The following is a 1868-nucleotide window of genomic DNA, read 5'->3' as shown; positions in this document are numbered from 1 at the left end:
ATCGGGCGTGTGGTGAAGGCGGTCAAGGAGCAGTTGCTGGCGATCCCGGACAAGGGTGTCGGTTACGGGTTGCTGCGCTACCTGAATACCGAGACCTCCTTTCAGTTGGCAGCATTCGCTGCTGCGCAGGTTTCGTTCAACTACCTCGGCCGGATCTCGGCCGCTGATATCCCGGCCGAACTCCGTCAGGTGGGGTGGGTCCCGGTGGACGTGCTGGGAACGATCAGCGCCGAGGTGGATGCCGACATGCCGGCTAACGGCGTCATCGACATCAACGCGATAGTCACCGACACGGCTGCCGGGCCGAGTCTGGGCGCAACGTTCGCATTCGCGTCGCGTGTCATCTCTGAGCCCGAAGTTCATCGGCTCGCCGATCTGTGGGTTGCGGCGTTGTCGGCGTTGGGTTCTCATGCCGAGGGTCCGGGTGCGGGTGGGTTGACGCCGTCCGATCTGTCGTTGGTGTCGTTGGGGCAGGTGGAGATCGAGCGGTTCGAATCCCGGTTCCCGGCGTTGTCGGATGTGTGGCCGTTGGCGCCGTTGCAGTCGGGGTTGTTGTTCCATGCGATGCTCGCCGAGGGATCGGTGGACGTGTATGCGGTGCAGATGGTCCTCGACCTCGGTGGCAGTGTCGACGCTGTTCGGCTTCGTGCTGCGGCGCAGGCGGTGGTGGATCGGTATCCGAATCTGCGGTCCGCGTTCGTCACTGATGATCGTGGTGATTCGGTGCAGGTGGTGGTCGATGGTCTGCAGGTGCCGTGGCGTGAGGTGGATCTGAGTGCGGTGCCTGAGGGGCAGCGTGCGGGGGCGGTGGCGCGGGTTCTCGACGAGGATCAGGCCACGCCTTTCGAGATGGCTACCCCGCCGTTGATCCGGTTCACGTTGGTGAAGGTGTCCGAGGGTGCGTTCAAGTTGGTGGTGGCCAATCATCACATCCTGCTCGATGGCTGGTCGATGCCGTTGTTGATGAAGGATCTGCTGGTGTTGTATGCCACCGGCGGGGATGCGTCGGTGTTGCCGCGGGTGCGTTCGTATCGGTCGTATCTGGTGTGGCTCGGCGAGCAGGACCGGCAGGTGTCCCTGGAGGTATGGTCGCGGGCGTTGTCGGGTGTGGACGAGCCGACCCTGTTGGCGCCGGCGGACCCGGGTCGGGAGATCACCTCGCGTTCGGGTGAGGTCGCGGTTTCGTTGGGCGAGCAGGTGACGGCCCGGTTGTCGTCGTTGGCGGCGCGTGTGGGTGTGACGGTCAATACCGTGATGCAGGCGGCGTGGGGTGTGTTGTTGGGCCGGATGACATCTCGTGATGATGTGGTGTTCGGGGCGACGGTGTCGGGTCGTCCGCCGCAGTTGCCGGGTGTGGAGTCGATGGTGGGGTTGTTCATCAACACCTTGCCGGTGCGGGTGCGACTCGATCCGCAGGAGTCGGTCGAGTCTTTGTTGATGCGGGTGCAGGGTGAGCAGGCGGATCTGCTTGATCATCACTATCTGGGGTTGCCCGATATCCAGCGGGCTGCGGGTGTGGGGGCGTTGTTCGACACGTTGACGGTGTTCGAGTCGTATCCGGTCGATCAGCAGGGTCTGGCGGAGCAGGCCGGCGCCATCGACGGAATGAGTGTTGATGGGGTGCAGGCGAGTGATGCGACCCATTATCCGTTGACGTTGTTGATTGTTGCGGGTGCCCAGGTCGGACTGACGTTGAACTATCTGCAGGATGTGTTCGACGAGTCGACGGTGCGATCGCTGGCTGACCGGCTCGCGCGCATTCTGGATGCCTTCGCATCGAGGCCCGAGATTCCGGTGGGGGAGATCGAGATCCTTGATGCGGTGGAGCGGGATCTGGTGGTGTCGGGGTGGAATGACACCGGGCATCC

1 protein-coding gene is annotated in these 1868 nt (G+C 63.5%); it reads left to right on the top strand.

All coding sequences use genetic code 11. From position 1 onward, the window contains the following. Positions 1 to 1868: condensation domain-containing protein (locus MLGJGCBP_RS18965; protein WP_236581205.1), on the top strand; the 1868-nt coding region annotated here is incomplete at both ends.

This window comes from Rhodococcus sp. T7 (genome assembly GCF_009872365.1).
Taxonomy (GTDB): domain Bacteria; phylum Actinomycetota; class Actinomycetes; order Mycobacteriales; family Mycobacteriaceae; genus Rhodococcus_F.
This window is presented reverse-complemented; position numbering and strand designations above follow the sequence as displayed.